Annotated in this window: 17 protein-coding genes; 8 read left to right on the plus strand and 9 right to left on the minus strand. The window is 63.2% G+C overall.

Going from position 1 to position 17780, the window contains the following annotated elements:
• Window positions 1–81 precede the first annotated feature (81 nt).
• The 4 genes from B2G88_RS05815 to B2G88_RS05830 form a co-directional block, all read right to left on the minus strand.
• The gene (locus B2G88_RS05815; protein WP_087714220.1) at window positions 82–927 is read right to left on the minus strand and encodes a cohesin domain-containing protein; all 846 of its coding nucleotides are present in this window, start codon (window positions 925–927) and stop codon (window positions 82–84) included.
• On the minus strand, window positions 924–2366 hold the full coding sequence (locus tag B2G88_RS05820) for a DUF7350 domain-containing protein (RefSeq protein ID WP_054864129.1): 1443 nt from the start codon (window positions 2364–2366) through the stop codon (window positions 924–926). The genes B2G88_RS05815 and B2G88_RS05820 overlap by 4 nt, the downstream gene beginning before the upstream one ends.
• 36 nt (window positions 2367–2402) lie before the next feature.
• Window positions 2403–3695 carry a DUF7405 family protein gene (locus B2G88_RS05825; protein WP_087714221.1) on the minus strand — a complete coding sequence of 431 codons (1293 nt, stop codon included), beginning with the start codon at window positions 3693–3695 and terminating at the stop codon, window positions 2403–2405.
• Between the two features lie 80 nt (window positions 3696–3775).
• Window positions 3776–4669, minus strand: coding sequence for a 1,4-dihydroxy-2-naphthoyl-CoA synthase (locus B2G88_RS05830; protein ID WP_054864130.1), 894 nt, complete (start codon window positions 4667–4669; stop codon window positions 3776–3778).
• A 170-nt stretch (window positions 4670–4839) separates the two neighbouring features.
• Between B2G88_RS05830 and B2G88_RS05835 the strand changes: the two genes are divergently transcribed.
• On the plus strand, window positions 4840–5718 hold the full coding sequence (locus B2G88_RS05835; protein WP_054864131.1) for a DMT family transporter: 879 nt from the start codon (window positions 4840–4842) through the stop codon (window positions 5716–5718).
• Window positions 5719–5881: 163 nt separating this feature from the next.
• Here B2G88_RS05835 and menD read toward each other — a convergent pair whose 3' ends face one another.
• From menD to B2G88_RS05850, 3 genes are read right to left on the minus strand one after another with little or no spacing between them, the layout of a single operon-like run.
• The gene (menD, locus tag B2G88_RS05840) at window positions 5882–7660 is read right to left on the minus strand and encodes a 2-succinyl-5-enolpyruvyl-6-hydroxy-3-cyclohexene-1-carboxylic-acid synthase (RefSeq protein WP_087714222.1); all 1779 of its coding nucleotides are present in this window, start codon (window positions 7658–7660) and stop codon (window positions 5882–5884) included.
• Window positions 7661–7675: 15 nt separating this feature from the next.
• Window positions 7676–9127, minus strand: coding sequence for an isochorismate synthase (locus B2G88_RS05845; protein ID WP_087714223.1), 1452 nt, complete (start codon window positions 9125–9127; stop codon window positions 7676–7678).
• Window positions 9128–9159: 32 nt separating this feature from the next.
• Window positions 9160–9753, minus strand: a complete 594-nt coding sequence (locus B2G88_RS05850; RefSeq protein WP_054863303.1) for a sulfite oxidase-like oxidoreductase — start codon at window positions 9751–9753, stop codon at window positions 9160–9162.
• Window positions 9754–9972: 219 nt separating this feature from the next.
• Here B2G88_RS05850 and B2G88_RS05855 point away from each other — a divergent pair, with 219 nt between their 5' ends.
• Both B2G88_RS05855 and B2G88_RS05860 read left to right on the plus strand, forming a co-directional pair.
• The gene (locus tag B2G88_RS05855) at window positions 9973–10272 is read left to right on the plus strand and encodes a hypothetical protein (protein WP_054863302.1); all 300 of its coding nucleotides are present in this window, start codon (window positions 9973–9975) and stop codon (window positions 10270–10272) included.
• Between the two features lie 308 nt (window positions 10273–10580).
• Entirely contained in the window at window positions 10581–10808 is a 228-nt protein-coding gene (locus tag B2G88_RS05860; RefSeq protein WP_054863301.1) for a ribbon-helix-helix domain-containing protein, read from the plus strand.
• Between the two features lie 7 nt (window positions 10809–10815).
• On the opposite strand, the gene B2G88_RS05865 is transcribed toward B2G88_RS05860, so the two are convergent.
• On the minus strand, window positions 10816–11001 hold the full coding sequence (locus B2G88_RS05865) for a DUF7550 family protein (protein ID WP_054863300.1): 186 nt from the start codon (window positions 10999–11001) through the stop codon (window positions 10816–10818).
• 134 nt (window positions 11002–11135) lie between these two features.
• Between B2G88_RS05865 and B2G88_RS05870 the strand changes: the two genes are divergently transcribed.
• From B2G88_RS05870 to B2G88_RS05885, 4 genes are all read left to right on the plus strand, one after another.
• Window positions 11136–11828 (plus strand): hypothetical protein, encoded by a 693-nt coding sequence (locus B2G88_RS05870; RefSeq protein ID WP_087714224.1) that lies wholly within the window; start codon window positions 11136–11138, stop codon window positions 11826–11828.
• Window positions 11825–13225 carry a transposase gene (locus tag B2G88_RS05875; protein WP_087714225.1) on the plus strand — a complete coding sequence of 467 codons (1401 nt, stop codon included), beginning with the start codon at window positions 11825–11827 and terminating at the stop codon, window positions 13223–13225. The genes B2G88_RS05870 and B2G88_RS05875 overlap by 4 nt, the downstream gene beginning before the upstream one ends.
• Before the next feature lie 85 nt (window positions 13226–13310).
• Window positions 13311–14126 (plus strand): imidazole glycerol phosphate synthase subunit HisF, encoded by an 816-nt coding sequence (gene hisF, locus B2G88_RS05880; protein ID WP_087714226.1) that lies wholly within the window; start codon window positions 13311–13313, stop codon window positions 14124–14126.
• A 71-nt stretch (window positions 14127–14197) separates the two neighbouring features.
• Complete coding sequence (locus B2G88_RS05885) at window positions 14198–15046, plus strand: hypothetical protein (protein ID WP_054863298.1); 849 nt, start codon at window positions 14198–14200, stop codon at window positions 15044–15046.
• Between the two features lie 96 nt (window positions 15047–15142).
• On the opposite strand, the gene B2G88_RS05890 is transcribed toward B2G88_RS05885, so the two are convergent.
• Window positions 15143–15427 (minus strand): DNA-directed RNA polymerase subunit L, encoded by a 285-nt coding sequence (locus B2G88_RS05890; protein WP_054863297.1) that lies wholly within the window; start codon window positions 15425–15427, stop codon window positions 15143–15145.
• Between the two features lie 126 nt (window positions 15428–15553).
• On the opposite strand from B2G88_RS05890, the gene B2G88_RS05895 reads away from it, so the two are divergent.
• Window positions 15554–17395, plus strand: a complete 1842-nt coding sequence (locus B2G88_RS05895) for a rhomboid family intramembrane serine protease (RefSeq protein WP_087714227.1) — start codon at window positions 15554–15556, stop codon at window positions 17393–17395.
• Window positions 17396–17780: the final 385 nt, after the last annotated feature.

Here is a 17780-nt window from a genome sequence, read left to right on the forward strand (position 1 = left end):
GTCCAACTTGTGGGAGTGTCAACGTTGGCATTGCACTCGAGTTTGTGACTCGAGTCACACGCCACTGGCCGGGTCTCCGGCTCAGTGCCGGCGTTGGAGCCCCACCCAGAGCGCAATCGCCACGATTGCGCCCGGAATCGCGACACCGGGGACCGCGTCGTCACCCTCGTCGTCGGCCGCCGCAGCGTCGTCAGCCGCGTCGTCCGAGGGGGTACTCGAGTCGGTCGTGTCGTTCTCGTCCGCGGTGTCGTTTTGCGTGTCTTGCTCGGCGTCATCGGCGAGCGTGATGCCATCGGGGTCGTCCGTTCCCGTCTCGTCGCCGGACTCATCGGCCGGTTCCGAGTCGTCTGCACCGCCCTCGATGTGGACCTGGGCGTTTCGGTCGACGATACTCTGTGGATAGCCGGTGATCACTATCGCCTCCGACTCCACGATCTCGAGCGTCTCCGTCGCTGGCTCGGCGTCGTCGTCGACGGCGAGCGTCAGCGTCGCCGCCGTGTCCGTCGCGGTTGCGCCGTCACCCGAGGGCGTTCGTTCCTGCTCGATGATGACTGTCCCGTTCTCGTCGTCGATATCGGCTGTTCCATCAACTGTAGCGTCGGAATTGCCATCCGCGAGCATCGGCCCGTGTTCGACATCGGTCACCGAGAGGACGTCACTCTCGTGGGCAATCGTCAGCGAGAGGTTGTCGATCCCGTTCCCGTTGTAATCGCCGTGATCGCTGACGATCACCTCGAGTTCGACCGTCTCGCCTGCGTCAGCGTCGAGTGCAATCCCGTTTGCCGTGCTCTCGGCATCCTCGGCGTCGAACGAGATGATTGTCACCCCATCGCCCGCACTGGCCGGTCCAGTGCCAGCGAGGAGTCCAACGCCGAGACAACAGACGAGTACGAGCGCGAGCAGCGTCTTGCGTGATTGCTGGGTCACTCGTTGTCCACCTCCCCAGGAACCACGAACTCGAGCGGGTCCATCTCGAGGAACGCCGTCTCGTAGCCGCGGTGGCGGGCAACCTGTGGCGGCGACTCGACCGTGATCGTCACCGGCGTGTCGGCCTCGAGCGCCGACTCGAGTGAGACGCCGTAGTGGAGGCCGTACTCCCCGTCGAGCGTCTGCTCGAGGGATCGGTCCGTCGCCTCGCCATCCTGTTCGACCGTCGCCGAGAGCGACATATCCGCGAGCGGCACGCGGTTGTACGGCGTCCGCGGCGAGACGAGCAGGTACTGCTCCCCATCGGCCAGTCGAGAGTCCGACTCGAGCAGCGTGACCAGAAACGCCGCGTCGCCGCTGCGTGGGAGATCTCTCGTCTCGAGTTCGTCGGCGTCAGCGTCTCCGTCATCGCTCTCGAGCAGTGTTCCGGGGAAGGCGTCGACGGGCGGGAGTTCGGAGTAGGGGACGTGGTGGTGGCCGTCGTGGTCGTGGCTGTCGTCGTGCTCGCCATGATCGTGGTCGTGGCTGTCGTCGTGTTCGCCATGATCGTGGTCGTGGCTGTCGTCGTGTTCGCCATGATCGTGGTCGTCATGGCCATCGTCGTGGGAATGATCGTCGTGGCCGTCGTGGTCCCCGTGGTCGCCCTCGTGTTCGCCGTGGTCCTCGTCGTGACTCTCGTCGTGTTCCTCGTCGTGGCCGTGATCCATCGGCTCGAGGGCCCCTCGCTGGCCCCAGTGCTCCTCGTCGAGGTAGTCGACGCCGCCGATGACCTCGTGGCGGAACTCGTCGTCGTAGACGAACTCGAACTCGAGCGTCTGGCGCTCGTCGAGACGCCCCTCGAGATCGCCGGTTTTGCGCGTCGAAATCGGCGGCAGCGTGACCTCGACGGTGTAGGTGCCATCGCCAGGAAGGGCGACGTTGTCGCCGAAATGAAAGCCCATCTCCTGGGAGAGCATCGGCCACGGCGAAAACGGCGACCCGATCTGGTCGCCATCCTGTGCGATCCGAATCTGGACGCCTTCGTCGACCGGGAGCACCGTCTCGGTCTCGCGATCCCAGAGCGTGAACATCATGTGGACGCCGCGGCCGTCCTCGGGATCGACGCGCTCGACTTCGTCCTCGCTGTCCCCGCCCGCGATCACCCAGAACGGGTGCGGGTACGAGAGCATCGGCGCGAGCACGTAGTCGCCCGCCTCGAGCGGCTCGAGCATCCGCATCGCCTCGCGGTGTGTCGGCACGTAGACCGCATCCGGCGGATCCTCAATTTCGAAGAACTCGGGCGTCGTCTCGAGGTCGTCGTCTGCGTCGGTGTCAGCGTCATCGCTCGAGTCGTCGCCGGCGTCGTCACCGCCGAGACAGCCCGCGAGTGCGAGCGCGCCGGTCGTAACGCCGAGTCGTCGAAGTGCCGTCCGTCGGTCGAAAGTAGGTTCGTTCGTCATCGGTGAGATTGTGTACTGAAAGTCGGTTGCGTCGGATTAGGGCTCCGGCGCTGCTGGTGGCAGTGCGCGCAGCGACCGCGGCGGAACCAGGTAGTTACCGCGTCGATTCACGAAGATGTAGTGGCGAATGCCGTTGTTCGCCATCGGAACGTCCAGATCCGCGCCGGTCATCGCCTCGCGAACGCGCACGAACTCGTCGATTTCGCGCTGCAGCGAGAGGAAGTGCAAGCCCGGCCGGTCGCCGTCGACGGTGTTGAAATCCCGCCGAAGCAATAGCGGTTCGCCGTCCTCTCTGGCCCGTGCAGCCTTCTGGGAGTGGCCAACGACATTGTGTTCGCGCGCGTCCGCGTCGGTCGCGTCGATTCGCTCCAATGAGAGCCCGCTCGAGGCGGTCAACTCTTCGCCAACCTCCCCCGTCAGGTCTTCGACAGCGTGCTCGCGGCTGAACAGTTTCGAAACGCGCTGGAAGTGATTTTCCTGATCGAACCACTGCAAGAGGTTGATGTCCATCGATTCGATGTGCTGGGTCGCGCCGCCGGCGAACGGTCCGGACTCGAGTGTCGCTCGGTCCTCCGTCGCCTGACTCTCCCGAAAGCCCGAGCGAAAGCCCATCAAAAAGGGTGCGTCGTCAGGAACGGCCTCCGGCACGCCTGAGACGTCCGTGTGCTCGGCGGGCAGGCCATCGCCGACGAAGCCCGTTCGCCGCCGGTCCTCGAGTCGGTCAAAGACCGACGTCAGGTCCGTCTCGAGGTTGACGCCGTTGAGTTCCGATACCTCCCCGAACAGCCCTTCTTCGGCCTCGAGGACGACTTCGGGAACGTCGCTCGCGAGATGGAGAACGGCATCGAACTCGTCGAATTCGGGCGCTTCCTGTGTCGTCAGTGCCGTTGGGTCCGGCAGGTCGACCGAGTCCGGCAGCGACTCGTCGAAGCGCTCGAAGTACGCCGGCGTGTAGCCGAGCGTAAAGACCAGCCCCTCGTTGCTCCACTCGTAGGCGCGCTCAAGGGAGCGCAGTGCGGTTTCGGTCGCTTCTCGAGCGGTCTCGTCGACGCGTCCGTCTTCGATCACGTCGTCCTGGAGTGACAGCGCCACCAGCACGTGATGTGCTGGCGGCTGGACGTTGCCGTGCTCGTCCGCCGTGAGCGCATCGTTCCAGGCGTGCTGTCGTGTCGGAAGCGAGTCGGAGTCGTCGGTACCTGCAGGCACGTCGACGCTCGAGGTGTCGTCCTCACCACCGAGGCAGGCGCTCAATGCGGCCGTCCCACCCGCTGCGACGGCCAGCCGGACGTACTCACGTCGAGAGAGCGAAGACCGGTCAGGGAGCGTCACTATCCGGAACTCGGGGTTTGAGCTTCAAATGGTTTGCTTTCGCCGGCAAAGACGAGGGGCATCTATGACAGCCGACGGAGTCAGTAGTGCCACGGAAAGTCGTCGAACTCGGGGTCTCGGCCCTCGACGAACGCGTCTCGGCCTTCCGCCGCCTCGTCAGTCATGTAGCCAAGTCGCGTCGCCTCGCCGGCGAACACCTGTTGGCCGATCATGCCGTCGTCGGTCATGTTGAAGCCGTACTTGAGCATCCGCATCGCGGTCGGGCTTTTCGAGTTGATGCGCTCGCCCCACTCGAGTGCGGTCTCCTCTAACTCCTCGTGGGGCACGGCCTCGTTGGCCATGCCCATCTCGGCTGCTTCCTCGGCGGAGTAGGTCTTTCCAAGGAAAAAGACTTCGCGGGCTTTCTTCTGGCCGATCTGTTTCGCGAGATACGCCGAGCCGAACCCGGCGTCGTAACTCGCCACGTCAGGATCGGTCTGGAGGAACTTCGCGTGTTCTTCGCTCGCGAGCGTGAGGTCACAGACGACGTGCAGCGAGTGCCCGCCGCCGACCGCCCAGCCGGGGACGACGCAGACGACAACCTTCGGAATGTGACGAATCAGGCGCTGCACCTCGAGAATGTGAAGCCGTCCTTGCTCGGACGCTCGTTCTTCGTCTCCCTCGTACTGGTAGCCGTCCTCGCCGCGGATTGTCTGATCGCCGCCGGAACAAAAGGCCCAGCCGCCGTCTTTCGACGACGGACCGTTGCCCGTCAGAAGGATACAGCCCACGTCGGTCTGGCGTTTGGCGTGCTCTAACGCATCGTACAACTCGTCGACGGTGCCCGGCCGGAAGGCGTTGCGAACGTCGGGGCGGTCGAACGCAATCCGAACCGTCCCGGACTCGAGTGCGCGATGGTACGTGATATCTCGGAACTCGTCGTTCAGGTCGGCGACGGGCTCCCAGCGGTCGGGGTCGAACAGTTCCGAAACCATTGGTGCTCGAGAGTGGTGTGCGATTCCTGATAAGGCTCTCGTCACGCTCGACCGGACAGGAGGCACACTCGGCCAGGTGTAGTACGTTCACACGGGCCATATCACTCGAAAACGCGGTGTTCGGCCGTCAGATCGAACGACTCTTGTAACGGACCTCCATTCGGCGAGGTATGGATGCCGGTCTTGGAGTTGCGCTCGGTGCCGCCGTGGTGTGGGGCGTCTACATCTACCTACTCAAGCGGTTGTTTTCGGGCTACTCACCGGCGGCGCTGACGGTCCTACTCAACACCTTCGCGGTCGCGTGGTATCTGCCGGTCGCCGCGACCGAAGTCGACGGCGCAACAGCCGCGCTTTCGGGATTCGGCCCCTCGGAAATCGGAATTACCGCACTCACCATCGTCATGACCGCTCTCGCGTTCATCCTCTTTTTGCGCGCAATCGAGGACGGCGACGTTTCCTATGTCACGCCCATCAACAAGACCGTCCCGATGTTCGTTCTCCCGCTCGAGGTCGTCATTCTCGGCCAGGTTCTCACCCCGCTGCAGGTCGCCGGCGTCGTCGTCGCGACCCTCGCCGTGTACGTCGCCAACTACGATCCCGGCGGATTCCTCAAACCGATTGTCAAAGCCGCAAACTCGAGGCCGGCACAGCTGGCGCTGCTGAGTGCGATGTGTTATGCGGTGAGCGACCTCGGCAAGCGAGTCGCATTACAGGAGTTGGCGATTCCGGAGCGCCTGTGGGTGCCGCTGTTGCTCGTCGGTATCGCCGTCGTCTTGCTTCCGGGTGCGATTCGCAATCCGCCACGCGATGTCAGTCTCCGAGCCGATCTACCGAAGTTCGCGCTCGCGGGCGGGATGGTCGCACTGGGGGAACACCTGACGACACTCGCCTTCGCCGTCCTGCCGGCCAGCATCGCCTCGCCGATTATCAACACGCAGGCCATCGTCGCCGTCATCCTCGGCGGCATCTTGCTCGGCGAGCGCCACTTCCGGGTGCGGCTCATCGCCGCCGTGCTCGCGGTGATCGGTGTGACGATGATCGCGCTGTAGAGGCCGACAATCGCCCACGTCGATTCGCACGACACACTCCATTTTGGTATAGCGATATAGAATGTATATGTCTGTGTCCACCCAAAGACGAACCTCCGAACCAACCGCTCACAGACAGCCATAATCGCGAAAACAGCACTTTCACCGCCAGCGTCGACGCGACTCAGCGAATCGCATCTCGAGTGCGTTCGCCTAGATCCTCTCGTCGCCGATGACTCCGCTCGGAATCGAACGACACCGACAGCACCTGCGTGCCGTCGCGCTCGAGCGACCGGCGATACGCATCTTCGAACTCGACAGGCGCGACGCGCTCGAACTCGAGGCCGTAGGCCGCCGACAGCGATTCGAAGTCGATGCCATGGGGTGTCTTGAACTGGTCGGTAAACGGCGGCTCGAACTGCGCAATCGGGAGTTTGTGGAAGATGCCGCCGCCGTCGTTGTCCAGCAAGACGATGGTCGCATCGACGTCGCAACGGTCGACCGCGAGCAGCCCGTTCGCGTCGTGGTAAAAGGCCAGGTCGCCGGTGACGAGCACGAGCGGCTCGTCCGCCGCGGTTGCGCTTCCCGCACCCAACGCCGTGCTTTCGATACCGTCGATGCCGCTTGCACCGCGATTGGCGAGTACCGTCAGATCGGCCGCACGGGGCTGTCCAAACCGATCCGCGTCCCGGATCGGCATGCTGTTCGAAACGAAAATTGTCGCCGGGTCCGGGGCGCACTCGAGCACGTCCGCGATGATCGCCCCCTCGAAGGGGTCAGCCTCGAGCGCTCCGTCAGCACGCGCTTCGTCGGCGAGTTCCCAGTGTCGGCGCTCGGCGGTCTCGAACTGCTCGAGCCACGCCATATCTGTTGTTGAATCGGACTCGAGTACCTCGAGGACACCCGACAGAACCGACTGCGGCGTCGCCGCGACCAGATCCGTCGCGGTAAAGGTCGCCTCGCGCCACGCACCCGCGGGATCGACGACGAACTGGCGTACATCCGCGTCTCGGAGGGCGTGACGCAGCGGTTTCGAGGTCGGCGACGCCCCGATTCGGAGGACGACATCCGGCTCGTCAACGTGGACTATATAGGTGTCGTAGCCACCGAAGACGGGGGCATCGTCCGCCGAAACGTGCGGGCCGAATCGCAGCCCCGACAGCGGATCCGCGAGAATCGGCGCACCAAGCCGCTCGGCAAGGTCGACAACGGAGTCGGCCTCGAGCGTCTGCAACGCCACCGGATCGGCAGGACCAGCCACGATAAGCGGCCGGTCTGCATCCGTGAGCGTATCGGCGATTTCCGCGGCGTGGTCGTCCTCGAGCGTCCGATCTCCGCGGGTGGTCTCGACGAACGCGCCCTCGCGTCCCCGCCCGGCGAGCGTGTCGGCAAACGCGTCCGGAACGGCGTCGGGGACCTCGAGTGGCTCGAGCGGTTTTTTGAACGGGCAGTTCAGGTGAACAGGACCGGGTTCGACGCCGACGGTTTCCGAAAGCGCCCGCGCGGCCGTCGTGCGAAGGCTCCTGACTTTCCGTTCGTCGGCTTCGGGTTCCGGCAGTTCGGCGTGCCAGCGGACGGCATCGCCGTAGAGTTTCACCTGGTCGACGGTCTGATTCGCGCCGCTGTCTCGGAGTTCCGGCGGCCGATCCGCCGTGAGAACGAGCATCGGCACGCGGGCCTGATTCGCCTCGAGAACGGCCGGGTGAAAGTTCGCTGCCGCGGTTCCCGAGGTACAGACCAGTGCGGTTGGCTCGCCGGTTCGCCGGGAGCGGCCGAGCGCGAAGTAGGCCGCCGAGCGCTCGTCGAGGTGTGAGTAGACGTCGATCTCGGCGTGCTCGGCGAACGCGACCGTCAGCGGCGTCGACCGGCTTCCGGGTGCGATACAGACAGCCTCGAGGCCGCCTGCGGCAAGTTCGTCGGCGAGAATACGACCCCACAGCGTTGCGCGATTTGGTGCGTGCATAACAATCGTCGGTCGTTATCGCAGTTCGTCGAGAATCGGGCGGAACTTCAACTGGACTTCCTCCCACTCCTCGTCCGGGTCGCTGTCCGCGACGATCCCGTTGCCTGCAAAGAGTGTGACGCGGTCTGCTGTCGCGACTCCTGACCGAAGGCCGACCGCGAACTCGCCGTCACCGTTGGCGTCGAACCAGCCAATCGGGCTGGCGTACCAGCCGCGGTCGAAGGGCTCGGTGTCGCGAATCGTCTCCCAGGCTGCCTCCGGCGGCATCCCGCCGACTGCCGGCGTCGGATGCAGCCCTTCGACGAGTTCGAGGACGTGGCGATCAGCCGCAAGCGTCGCCTCGATTGGCGTCTGGAGGTGCTGAATCGTCGCCAACTTGCGGATACCGCGATCACCAATGTACAACTCGCTGGCGAGTCCCTCGAGTTGGTCGCGAATCGCTTCGACGACGAGGTCGTGTTCGCGGTCGAGTTTGTCGCTCGCGAGCATCTCGTCGGCGTACGCTTCGTCTTCTTCGGGTGCCTCGCCGCGGGGGGCAGAGCCTGCCAGCGCCTCGGTTTCGACGCGGTCGCCGCGTTTCGAAACCAGCCGCTCGGGCGGCGCACCAAAGAAGGTCGACCCATCGTGGCCGCTAATCAGGAATCGGTAACAGTTCGGGTACCGACGACGCAGGCGCTCGAGCGTCGACGCAACGTCGATCTCGTCTTCCAGATCGACCGAGAGCGCCTGTGCGAGGACGACTTTCCTGAGTCTGTCCGTCGCGATTCGCTCGAGGGCGGCGTCGACTTGCCCGGCCCACTGCTCGCGCGTGGTGGTTCGCTCGGTCGCGGCGACGCCCGGGCTCGTGCCGCTTGGCTGCATCGCAGGAAGGTCCGCGAGTCGCTCGTCCCAGCGCTCGAGTCGGTCACTCGTCTCGCTGGCGTCGGTGCCGACGGCAGTCAGCCAGATTTTCGCGTTGCCTGTGAGGTCGTCGGTATCACTGCGCGTGACGAACACGCGCGGGACGACGAAGGACGCGGCGTCGAATCCCTGCCAGTGTGAGTTGCGTGCGTCGGTGTCCGCAGTGTCGGCGGTGTCGGAGGTCGCCGTCTCGTCGTATTCGGCCACTGTATCATGGCTATCGTGAAAGGCAAAACCGCCAAACGCACGCGGACGAGCAATCGCTGGACCATCGTGCTCGAGGTCGGCAAAAAGATTGCTCGCTTGCTGGTGGATGTCGTCGAATCGAGTTGGGCCGGTTGCGGTGAGGCGAGCAGCAACGCCGCGGCCGACGATCTCGAGGCCGTCCGGCGTCGCCCACTGCAGTCGCAACTCGCTGGCCTCGTCCCCATCGAACTCGGCGTCGGTGATCGCACCGAACGACACGTCCGCGAGTTCGCGGCTCGCACTGACCAGGGGCTCCTCGAGCGTCTCGCTCGCTGGTTCGTGGGGCGTACCCGCCAGCCGTCCCTCCGAGGTCCCGTCCATCGCACGATGCTCAGGACCGCCTCGCCTTCAGCCTAACTATATCGCTCCTCGCGCCACGGGTTCGCCGTCTGCGAGTAGCCGCGTTTCTCCCAGTAGCCGCGCTCGGGATCGGTGAGAAACTCGATGCCGTCGACCCACTTTGCACCCTTGTAGGCGTATCTGTGTGGCGTGACGACCCGGAGTGGGCCGCCGTGGTCTGCGGGCAGTGACTCGCCGTCGTAGGCCCACGCAAACAGTACTTCCTCGCGCATGCACTCCTCGAGTGGGAGATCCGTCGTGTAGTCATCGAGCGCGGAAAACATGACGTGGCAGGCGTCGCCGTGGACACCCGCGCGCTCGGCGAGGTCCGGGAAGGGAACGCCCGTAAACTCGCAGTCGAACTTGCTCCAGCCGGTCACGCAGTGGAAATCCTGGCGCTGGGTTTCGTGTGGCAGGTCGCGAAACTCCTCCCAGGAGAAACTGAGTTCCGTATCAACAGCGCCAGTAACCGTAAACTCCCAGGTGTCGCGGTCCCAGGTCGGCGTGGCGCTCTTCGAGAGGACGGGAAATGCCGTCGTCTCGCGCTGGCCCGGCGGGAGTCGGTCGTCGCCGAACTCCTGATAGAGGTCTGTGACGTCGGTCGGCATACGAGTGTGTTCGTGTGGACAGACGTAGATGTGACGCAGTCACTCGAGTGCGTGTCAACGGACTGGTGACAGGGGCGAGTTTCGCTTGACCAAGCCCGAATTTCGGGGACTGCGTCGAGGTCGAAACAATTCCCAGCACTCAATTCAGCCGGACAAGTCGGAGCTTCTCATCGAAACCCTCGCCATCACTTAGTACCGTCTCACCCACCCACAGAGTGCATGGCGAGCAAACAACAGATGACGGAACAAGAGGTTTCCGGAGAAGCAGTAGAAGAGGTTGGAGAGCAAGCACTGGGGCCTGCGCTCCTCGCAGCCGGCGCGTCCGTCGCGCTCTCGTGGTATTACTTCTTCCTCCGCGGGGACCGACAGCGCGGACTGTTCGTTGGCCTCTGGCCACCGACGATCCTCGCGTTCGCGAGTTACTTCAACCAGCGAAAGATGCGCCAACAGCTGAACTCAATCACGCAGCCGGGAGCAACGCTGAAAAACGCCTTCGACTCCATGATGGGCAATCGCTAAGCGCAGACGACCGCTGGAGACCAATACGCCACGACGAGGGCCCCGCTCACAGCGCGTCATTGCTGTTCGACGCAAACACTGGCATCACTTCATCACGCAGGCGGTGTCTCTCGCACCGTGGACCCCCTTTCCACAACTACTCGGCAAGCCTCGGCTAACTGAGTTCCCCGGCCTACAGTGATTGCCTCGAGGATACGACAGTCGGGCACAAGGCGCGTCCCCGCGAGAGTATCCCCAGTGTGTGCGATTTCAACACGCGTACACTCCCCGTCAAACCTAAATACCCCCTCGCCGAAAGCCGAATCAGCATGCCAAAAGTAGAGATCACCATCCCGGAACATCTCGAGATGCAAATCGCTCAGATGGTCGAGCGTGGCGAGTTCGTCAATCGCGAGGAAGCAATTGAGGATCTCCTCTCGACGGGCATCAAAGCCTACAAGACCAGCGGACCGATGGACGAAGAGGACGGAGCAACAGGCGGCACTGGCCTCGAAGATGACGGTATGATGGGCCACGACGACGAATACGTCTTCTAACGTCTCCTTATAGACCGAGTGTCAAGAGTGGGACGCCAAATACGACCGCGATTCCGATCAGCATGACCACAAAGCCGATAGCGACGGCACGCGAGGAGTAGTCGCTCATCGGAGCCGTCGTTCGGTCGGCCTCGAGGTCGTGGCCGACGTCTGCGCCCGAGTCGTGATCCGCGGCTGGAGTGTCGTCTGCCATACGAGGGCGTTCACGTCTCACTCCCTTAAATACACCTACTTAGCCCTGCTTACGGGCCATCACTCGAGTGCCAGCACTCGACACCAACCCATCATCCAGAAGTATTTACCAATCAGCAGACGAATTGCTGACGAATGCCCTCCAGCACTCCCTCCCGAAGACGGCTGCTCGCCGCAGCGAGTGGTAGTCTGTCTATCTCTCTCGCAGGCTGTGTCGGCGACACCGGCTCATTCTTCGAGCAGAACGCGAGCGACAACGCAACGAGCACGACGACGCACGAACACGATGCAACGGAGACACCGACTCGAGACTCGAGCCACAGGTATGACACGCTGCAGGTCCGCACAGATGGCAACGACCACGTCGTGTATCCGGACGCAGAAACCGCAGCGGATGCCGCCGAAGGCGACGACGAGTACATCCACAGGCCTCATCGGGCGCTGTTCGTGACCGACACCGAAGACGTCGACGCCCTCGAGATCGATGCTGATGACGCCACTGCACGCGAGATACGGGAGTTCGCCGCAGACACCAATTTCGAACAGCAATCAATCGTCATCGACCAGCGGACCATCGACGATTGTTACGAGCGCCACCTGCTCGCCGTTACAGCGCGCGGCAACTCGTTTCGAACGGAGTACTGCCAGCGCCTGAAATCACCGGAAACCGCCTGCGAATCGGATCTCGAGCGTATGGAAGCGGTTGTGATCCGTGTCGACAGGCCATACAACGAGGGGCCAACGAGCCGGAGTAGTGGCGAGAGCATGTCCTGTCACGGCGAAGGCGTCGTCGCGGACCGCCGTACAACCGAAGAGGACAACGAATGACTACCGATCTGTCGGAGAACGAGCGTCGTCCAGACCGCTCGAGTCGCTCTCGCAGAGCGATCCTCGCGGGCATCACTACAGCCGCAAGCGTCGCCGTGGCCGGTTGTCAGAACCTGCCCTGGGACGATGACGACTCGACGGCGAGCTACACCTCCGACGAGGCCAGCCAGGTTCTCGAGTCAGAGCGCCCCGAGATCGAGTGGCCAGTGCCCGTCGAACCCGAGCCAAGCGAACTCGAGGACGCCCTCGAGCGAGCGGACAGCCTCGTCAGTGAGATTCCGGACCCACTCGAGGAAGGCCACGTTCCGAACGGCGTGATTCGGGAGGCAATTGCGGAGGACCGAACCGAGGCGATGGCCGCTCGCGAGGAGGCAGTCGACGCGGCTGGGCCGGCGCAGTACCACGCGTTGCGCGACGCGCGCGAACTGCATGAGACTGCGCGAGCAGCCGCGACGGCGTGGCTTGCGATTGATGCAGATCGAGATGACTTGCTCCGCGAACTTCGCGACGAACGCGACGCCGTACAGTCGGTGATCGACGACCACCGCGAGGCGCTCGCGTATCATGGCATCGACACCGATTCGGGGCGACTTCGCGCGGCGCTTTACACGTATCAGCGCGAATCGGATCTCGAGCGCGCCGACCGAACAGTCGACCGGTGGAGCGTCCACAAGAGCAACGATGTCCTCGAAATCGGCGAATCTGCGGGCGACCTCGAGTTTGCGACGACCACGACACGAATCTGGGAGCACTTCGAGGACCAGTATACGCGCGAGTTTGGCGGCGACGACAGTGATGATCTCGAGGCAGTGTTCGAGCGTGCACTCGAGCGCTCGAGTGCGCGTGCCGAGGAGGCCGCGTTTCCATCGCAGGACGGGGATTCCGCGGAGTGGTACGACGCTGTTGGACTCGAGGAATTCGATCACCGACCACTCGAGTTCGTCGTGTCGCGGGCTGGCTCGTCGGTACACCGCGCTCATGATCGGATGGACGATGCGTTGGACACAGGCAGTCTCGGCAGTGGACTTCATCACGCCCTCGAGTTCGAACAGCGCCTGCGCGGATTCGAGCGCTTCCGTGACTGGCTTGCAGCCCGCGACGGGGCAGGACCGACAGACAGCGACGAGATTCGCGCCGAACGCGATGCGACACTCGAGGCGGCAGACGCAGCGCTCGAGGCTGTCCCAGCGAATGAGCCTTCACTCGGCGCGTATCGGCTGGCAGAAACCCTGCAGGAACTCGCCTGGGCCGACGACACGATTGCACGCGACGCAGATCGAGAGCCCAACAATAACGTCAGGCTGGACGAAGAGTTCGGCGAATACGCCCGATTGCGTGCCGAACTCGAGGCGCTTCCCGAGGCCGTCGACGCGTTTCGAGATCGGCTGCTCGAGTGATCGGCCACCGTCCGTCGCGGCGAGTCGAAATTGTTCGATCCAGACGGCTTTACTACCCCGGGTGCGAACACTCGCGTAACGACTAATGGCACTGACCAAGCGAATCATCCCGTGTATCGACGTTGACATAGACGAAGACGGGAACCCGGCGGTCTACACCGGCGTTCACTTCGAGGACCTCAAATACACCGGCGACCCCGTCGAAATGGCCAAAGCGTACAACGAATCGGGGGCCGACGAGTTCGTCTTCCTCGATATCACCGCCTCCGCGGAGGGGCGCGAAACGATGCTCGATGTCGTCTCGAGGGTCGCAGACGAGGTCTTTATTCCCCTCACCGTCGGCGGCGGCATCCGCACGACTGAGGACATCAAAGAGACGCTGCGCGCCGGCGCGGACAAGGTCTCGATTACGACCGGCGCACTCGAGCGCCCAGAACTCGTCAACGAGGGCGCGAAAGCCTTCGGCAGCCAATGTATCGTCATCAGCGTCGACGCCCGCCGGCGCTTCGACGAACAGGGCGAACACTACACCGAAATCGACGGCGAATCCTGCTGGTTCGAGTGTACGAAAAAGGGCGGCCGCGAAGGGACCGGAATCGACGTCCTCGAGTGGGCTGCAGAAGCCGAATCCCGCGGCGCAGGCGAGTTGTTCGTCAACTCGATTGACAAGGACGGCACCAAAGACGGCTACGACCTGCCGCTGACCGAAGCGGTCTGTGACGTCGTCGACACGCCCGTGATCGCCTCTTCGGGCTGTGGCAGCCCCGAGGATATGTACGACGTGTTCACCGAAGCCGGTGCCGACGCCGGGCTCGCGGCGTCGATCTTCCACTTCGACGAGTACTCGATTGAGGAGACGAAAGAATACTTAGACGAACAGGGCGTGCCGATTCGGCTCTGAAACGGTCAAGTGTACCGAGTGACCGGTTAGATTCAATACGCTTATTTCGTCGCGGTCGACCCCTTCTATCAGTGAAGTGGCGGTGTACGTGGTGTGGCAAACCACACGAGGACAACGACCCGCCCTGCGATAGCTGCGGGCACAACAAATTCGAGAAGGCGGTCGTCCGTGAGGGCGAGGAACCCGACCGCGGCCGCGACGACGGCACCGTCGACACCGGCACCCAGTACATGTGGGTCTGTGCCGACTGCGGCCGCCAGCACATGCGCAACAACCCGCCGTGTTCGCGCTGTGGCAGCCACGACCTCGAGAAAACCGAGCAGAACTACGACGAAATCGAGCGCGAACTCGAGACCCCCAGTTGGCTCGAGGTAGCCAAACCCTACCTCCCTGCCTTCGCCGTCATCGGCATTGTCTTCCTGCTATTTGCGACCGGAGTGATCCCGCCCTCGATCCTGCCCGGTATCGGCGCACCAGCGCCACCGGGCGCGCCCGGCGAGGGGAGCGAGGCAGCTGGGATAGATCTCGAGGCCGCGGAAGAAGAGGTCCACGAGCGACTCAACGCTGCCCGAGAGGCTGACGACCAGCGGACGTACGACGAGGATATCGCCGCGTTCGCCGAGCACCGCAATCGCGGGCTGGTCGCCCTCGAGTACGAGGATACAGAGCCCGAGTACGCCACCCCGGATGAGTTCGGCGTCGACTGCGATCTAGTCGGAATCTCTCAGCCGCCGCTCGGGAACCTCGAGGACTACGAGGACGCCGATGCGCTAGCCGACGAGATTGCGGCAACGCTCCAGGCCAGTGAAGCCGGTTCGGACGAACTCGACTCGAGTGCACTCGAGCGCGAAGGGCTCGACATACACGCCGGACCCGACGAGGGTGGACAAGCGGTGTACGTCTTCTATGCCGCGTGTTGAGTTGAGCGAGGGCGTCGTGACGCTCGAGGCAGGTGAGTAAGCGAGAGCGAGCGCTCGGCGACGAGTGAGTGTGGCAGTAAAACGAGCGATCAGCGATTATGCAGCGGCTTCGAACGCCTCGCGGAACGAAACCGTCTTTTCTCGGACGTCGACGGCTGCCTCCTCGAGTGCGTTGAGTGGGTCGACGCTGCCGTCGGTTTTGACCGTCAGAATCGGTTCTGTCTGCCCACCGGACTGTTCTGGATTCACGTCGTAGGTTGCTGCACTGACGTCCTCGTGCTCGAGCAGTGCGCCCTTGAGGACGTTCATGAACGTGTGATCCTCGCCCGCGATTTCTATCGAGAGTTCGTCCTCGGTGCTCTCGGTGACCCGCAGTTCCATGGCGACTACTCCGTTCGTCGGCCGCTTGTACCTTTCGAAGGCTGGTCCGCCAAGCCCGTCGCTCGAGTCGAGACGGTAAGACGATGAGCCGAACAGTATATACGCCCGCAGTCGCACCTCAGGCACATGTCACCGATTGCGGCGCTGCTTGCGGCCGTCATCGTCGTGACGGTCGCACTCTCGCTCGTTGTCGTCAGGCGACTGGCCACCCCCGAGCGACGATGGCGAGACGTCGCCGGCGAGCGCTTCATCATGGGCGTTCCATGGGGGACGCTCGTCGTCGTCACGGTTGTCCTCGCCGTCTATCTGTTCGTTCAGGATGGGATCACAGATCCGAGTGATCCCGTGACGATTCCGTACCGGTCCTGGTCGTACTTCTACCCGCTCGGCATGCTGACGGCCTCGTTCTCACACGCGAGCCCTGGGCACCTCGTGAGCAATCTGGCTGGAACCGTCGTCGCAGCGCCGCTCGCTGAATACGCCTGGGGCCACTACGCGAGTTCGAACGCTCGAGAAAACCATCCTGACGCCGGGGTTCGATCACAACTTCGCACGTGGTGGACGACGCCGTGGATTCGTGCGGTCGTGATCTTCCCGGCCGTCGTCATCGCCATTGGGCTGCTGACGAGTCTCTTCTCGCTCGGTCCCGTGATCGGCTTTTCGGGTGTCGTCTTCGCGTTCGTCGGCTTCGCAATCGTGCACTATCCAATCGTGACGCTCGTCGGCGTGATCGGCGTTCAAAGCGCACTCCAAACGCTCTATCGCGCGCTACAGGATCCAATCCACGTCTACACAGCCAGCCCGAGTCCGCCAACGGCTCCCTCGTGGGCCGAAATCGCGATTCAGGGCCACGCACTCGGCTTTTTCCTCGGGCTCGTCCTCGCAGTCGCTGTTCTCGAGCGCCGCGGCAGCCGGCCGAATCCACTCCACGTCTGGCTGGCGGTGTTGCTGTATGCGATCTCGCGAGGCCTCTGGCAGATTTACTGGTTCGGCGAGGGCCAGACGTACTTCCTCTTTCAGGGGCCAGGACTCGTCATCGTTGCGCTGCTGGCACTGGTCATTACGGTCGCACTGACTGCCACCGAGCGGCCCGTGATACCGGCTCGAGTCGACCGATTCGTCGCGACTCTCCGCGACTGGAACGCCGACGAGCATCCGGGCGTGGTAACGGATCGCGTGCTCGAGTTGGCAACCGGCCAGAGCGAGTCGAACAGCGACTCACGACTCGAACGCATCCGCGATATCGCCCGTGGCACGCACGCCCGCGAGCGCACTCGACTGTCGACGATCACCCAGCGAAGTTCGGCAGTGCTCGTCGTCTTGCTCGTCCTTGCCGTGCTGTCGGGTATGGCGATTCCGGTCAACCTGAACGTCGTTGTCTTCGATGACGATCCTGGGGAGGGAGCCATCGAAATCGAGGACTACACCATCGAATACGCCGAGGAGGCCGACAATCAGCTCGTCTCTGGAATCGGTCTCGACGAACTGATCGACGATTCGGGACTCGAGGCGACGGGGGTGATCGTCTCGAGCGAGCAGCGAAATATCTGGATGGAAACGGTGACAGAACAGCAGTTGGCGCATACGGGCGGAGAGACGATCAGTGTCGGCGGTCCCGGCTGGCGTGAGTCCGTCCACATCGACCGCAGCGGGTGGGAACCCGTTGGCAACGGGAATGTCTATCACATCCGCATGTGGGAGTCCGGCGAGGAGCCAACCGTCGTCTACGAATCGGACGAACAGATGGCAGACCTGCGAGTGAACAACCGGCTCATCACAATCGCGCCGGAGGATGGCGAGTTCGTCCTCGAGGTTGAATCCGAAAGCGGCGTCGAAACAGCGCCGATGCCGACCGCCGATGAGTCGACCGAAGCCAATGGCGTCGAGTTCGAGTACGAACGCGGAACGGTCTATGCCATCTCGGAGACGACAGCTGTCGCCATCGCCAGCGAGGAAACGTACACCTAGCCACCTCGAGGAGGCTGGCTACGGACAGTGAATGGTGACCTTTCTCGATCTGCCAGTCTGTGTTCGGCCTGCATTCTCGAGTGACTGTTCGCTCATCCATCCCAGAAATTGGCCCGTTTTCGTGACTATCATCGAACGCTGCATTGAGAATGTTCGCTTGAACGCACTCGAGTCGGCCGGATTCCCGAAGGGGTCTCGAACAGCCCCGTGTACGGTGGGATTTCGCATGTCGTGACGACAGTGTGTTCGTTTCGAGAGACTATTCTGTACTCGTGACAGTCGGTGTCAATCGACAGTCACCATGTCGCTGAACGGTTGCAACTGCCGGATCAGTGGTTAACCAGCATGTGGAAACAGGAAGTCGGTGGGAAACAATGGCCCGCTG

The sequence above is a fragment of the Natronolimnobius baerhuensis genome, from assembly GCF_002177135.1.
Lineage (GTDB): Archaea > Halobacteriota > Halobacteria > Halobacteriales > Natrialbaceae > Natronolimnobius > Natronolimnobius baerhuensis.